This is a genomic window from Moorella naiadis (nom. illeg.) (genome assembly GCF_051020825.1).
GTDB classification, from domain to species: Bacteria; Bacillota; DSM-521; order Neomoorellales; family Neomoorellaceae; genus Neomoorella; species Neomoorella naiadis.
Genome location: NZ_JAXGFQ010000062.1, coordinates 1 through 3,196, shown reverse-complemented (window position 1 = coordinate 3,196; position 3,196 = coordinate 1). Strand labels below are relative to the sequence as shown.

Sequence of the window (3,196 nt, the reverse complement as noted above, 5' to 3'; positions counted from 1 at the left end):
AAACGCCGTGGCGAATATGCCCACGCCGGCGAGCCCCTGGCCGTCTTTCACGTCAACGACCGGACCAACCTGGAGGCAGCCCAGGCCAGGTTCCTGGCGGCCTATACCCTGGCCGCCGAACCGCCCGCGCCGCAGCCCCTGGTGTATGAGATAATCGGGGAATGAGCCTTACCGTTTCTAGGATTAATAAAAAGCCCCTCCAGGGGCTTTTTAGCTTCTACAATAACCACCCTATTTTCGTGGCAAGAAAGGTAACCGCCGTACCCGGATTCGCTGGCTTTGAAATACTACTACTGCACCTCGTTGTAGAATCTCAGATAACCCTGTTAGATTAGCCTGGCATAAAGCCAGTATAGTTGCCGGCCTTTTATCGGGTTGACGAAAAATTACCACCGATGGGCTTGATGCCTGGCGGGTTGCCAGCAGGGTACCGAAATCGGTATCGGCTGTTAAAATAACACGGCTATCACGCGATGCCAGATCAAAGAGAAGATGGTCAGGGGCATCAGCCATTCCTAAATCTCTTACGTGAATAGCATCATACCCGGCTTTACATAGTTCTTGAGCTAGAAAGGGTGATAGGGCGTTATCCACCAAAAACTTCATAGTTCGTTGATAAGAGGTAACTCACGTTCGCGCACAGCTTCAGCAGCAAAACGTAAGGCCTCAGTAATATCTTCAGCTTCCAGGTCGGGGTAATACTTTAAGATTTCTTTGCGGCTCAGTCCGCTAGCAAAAAGGTCTACCACAGTAGCAACAGGAATGCGCAGCCCCCGGATGCAGGGTACCCCACCCATCTTGTCCGGTTCTACAGATATACGTTGGAAACTCACAGGCATCACCTCTTCACTCAACTCTATCAACATTTTACCATTTAGTAGACAAAATTAAAAGATTGGTATAAGGAAATTTATAGCCCACGTTTCGCAAAGCCTGCTTCAACCGGGGTTGATGACGGCTGTTACCGGTAGCGATGGTCCTGCCAGAGTAGTGAGGTTTAAAATGAGCTGTCGTAAACCGGGCAAGCCGCCGTGACCAAATTGAACCTTATCATTACCCTCCATCTTGCCCCATACGGGCATGGCGATTGTTGCTGCTGCTTAGAGGGTAATTGTGCAAAGGCTTCCAGAAAGGGTTGTAAGTCCATTCCCGTGTCACCTCTTCTTTGTATTGTAACTAACCTAATATTAAGGTTCGACACGGAATGGAAAAATCATCTTTTTTATCCGTCACTTTTTGGCATTACTTTTTGGCGTCATTGTCATCACCAGATGTTATAGTTATTTTGTGGTAATCATCCGTTTTATGGATGCGAAATGTGGGTTATAAGTTCCTTAACTGGTATCGCTGCCGGGGAGCTCCTCCGGTAACAAAGTAAATGCTTTGGCTTGCAAGGCTTGCCATAATCTTTTATCCCAGCAAGCCACAGTGATGTTCTCTTTGACCTGTTGTTTGAGTATTAATACTGCCGCCAGATGTACGGCATCAAAACCACGCAATTGATGCTCTGCGGCTAATTCCCCAGCTTGCTCTATCAAGGTGTCTGATACTTCTATGGTGAAATAATTACGCCAATCGTCCTTGAGAGCGACGACGGCTCCGGTATATAACTCGTCATTAAGGGCATTTTCGCGGTGACCCCGGGCCAGGGCGGCTCTTGCTTCCGCGTAGGCAATTTTGCAGGTGGCTACCATAAGGGAGTTGGCCACCAGTTCTTTTACCCGGGGGGTGCCTTCCTCAAAAACATATAATTTCACCAGGGCGCTAGTGTCCAGGTACGCGATCACCGGCGATCTTCCTCTACTATCCGCGCTATGGAATATCCCTTTTTAATGGGGGAATGTTGCCTGGCCCCCCGGGGCTTACCGCCGGCCCACGCTGCCAGGCCCTCATCCAACATGGCCTTAATACCGGCAGGCATTCTATTATCCATTGGCACCAGCCTGGCAACAGGGCGGCCCCGAACAGTTATAAGCAACGTTTCTCCTTGCCTGACCCGTTTGATATAGTGGCTCAGGGATGCCTTCATCTCCCGGATGCCGATCTGTTCCATTTTTCCACCTCCATGTAGTCATATTATAGCGTCAAAGTGACCACCTTGCAAGCATAATTACGTTACGGCGGTTGAAATGGATATTTGAGCTTTACTTGCCTTGGTTGATCTTTCCTGCATTTTGGAATAGCCACTCGTCAGGTGTAATGGCCACCACCTGGTCGACGGTGTGGCTAGCGACATCCCCGACCCGGTCGTTCAGGGCGGCGATGTTGCTGACGCTGGTAGCTAGCTCCTCCACCAGGGAAGCCGACTCCTCTAAGTCCGGGAGGTATACACTAACATGCAGATGATTGATTTAATCCGCCGCAAGCGGGAAGGCGAGACCCTGAACCTGGCGGAAATTGAGGCTATGATTCGTGATTATACGATCGGGGCAATCCCCGACTACCAGATGGCCGCTTTCCTGATGGCCGTCTATTTCCGCGGCCTGAGCCGGGCGGAAATTGCCGCCCTGACCCGGGCGATGGTGGCCTCCGGCGAGCAGGTCGATTGGAGTTCCATTCCCGGCGTCAAGGTCGACAAGCACAGCACCGGCGGCGTGGCCGACACCACCACCCTGGTGCTGGCACCCCTGGTGGCCGCCGCCGGGGTGCCGGTGGTTAAGATGTCGGGTCGCGGTTTGGGGCATACCGGCGGCACCATCGACAAGTTGGAGTCCATCCCCGGCTTCCGGGTGCAATTGGAACGGGAAGAGATGATCCGCCAGGTAAAGGCCATCGGCCTGGCTATAACCGCCCCAACGGGGCAACTTGCCCCGGCCGACGGCAAGCTCTACGCCCTGCGTGACGTCACGGCGACGGTAGAGAGTATCCCCCTCATTGCCAGCAGCGTCATGAGCAAGAAGATCGCCGCCGGCGCCGACGCTATTGTCCTGGACGTCAAGGTGGGCAGCGGCGCCTTTATGCCCGACCTGGATTCCGCCCGGGAACTAGCCTGGACCATGGTGGAATTGAGCCGGGACGTCGGCCGGCGGGTGGTGGCCGTCATCACCAATATGGACGAACCCCTGGGGATGATGGTCGGCAACGCCCTGGAGGTGCGGGAGGCCATCGCCGTTCTGTCAGGCGGCGGGCCGCGGGAATTGCGGGAGGTCTGCCTCACCCTGGGCAGCCAGATGCTCCTGCTGGCCGGGGGCAGCGG

At 54.0% G+C, this 3,196-nt stretch carries 7 protein-coding genes; 1 reads left to right on the top strand and 6 read right to left on the bottom strand.

Features of this window, described 5'->3' with window-relative positions:
* Positions 1–231: 231 nt before the first annotated feature.
* The 6 genes from SDD30_RS17180 to SDD30_RS17155 form a co-directional block, all read right to left on the bottom strand.
* On the bottom strand, positions 232–606 hold the full coding sequence (locus tag SDD30_RS17180) for a DUF5615 family PIN-like protein (RefSeq protein WP_434076153.1): 375 nt from the start codon (positions 604–606) through the stop codon (positions 232–234).
* Positions 603–833, bottom strand: a complete 231-nt coding sequence (locus tag SDD30_RS17175; RefSeq protein WP_434076152.1) for a DUF433 domain-containing protein — start codon at positions 831–833, stop codon at positions 603–605. The genes SDD30_RS17180 and SDD30_RS17175 overlap by 4 nt, the downstream gene beginning before the upstream one ends.
* Before the next feature lie 105 nt (positions 834–938).
* Entirely contained in the window at positions 939–1,082 is a 144-nt protein-coding gene (locus tag SDD30_RS17170; RefSeq protein ID WP_434076151.1) for a hypothetical protein, read from the bottom strand.
* 252 nt (positions 1,083–1,334) lie between these two features.
* The gene (locus tag SDD30_RS17165; RefSeq protein ID WP_434076150.1) at positions 1,335–1,787 is read right to left on the bottom strand and encodes a type II toxin-antitoxin system VapC family toxin; all 453 of its coding nucleotides are present in this window, start codon (positions 1,785–1,787) and stop codon (positions 1,335–1,337) included.
* Positions 1,784–2,053 carry a type II toxin-antitoxin system Phd/YefM family antitoxin gene (locus SDD30_RS17160; protein WP_434076149.1) on the bottom strand — a complete coding sequence of 90 codons (270 nt, stop codon included), beginning with the start codon at positions 2,051–2,053 and terminating at the stop codon, positions 1,784–1,786. The genes SDD30_RS17165 and SDD30_RS17160 overlap by 4 nt, the downstream gene beginning before the upstream one ends.
* A 91-nt stretch (positions 2,054–2,144) precedes the next feature.
* Positions 2,145–2,294 carry a hypothetical protein gene (locus tag SDD30_RS17155; RefSeq protein ID WP_434076148.1) on the bottom strand — a complete coding sequence of 50 codons (150 nt, stop codon included), beginning with the start codon at positions 2,292–2,294 and terminating at the stop codon, positions 2,145–2,147.
* Positions 2,295–2,336: 42 nt separating this feature from the next.
* Between SDD30_RS17155 and SDD30_RS17150 the strand changes: the two genes are divergently transcribed.
* Positions 2,337–3,196: thymidine phosphorylase (locus SDD30_RS17150; protein ID WP_434076147.1), on the top strand; the 860-nt coding region annotated here is incomplete at its 3' end.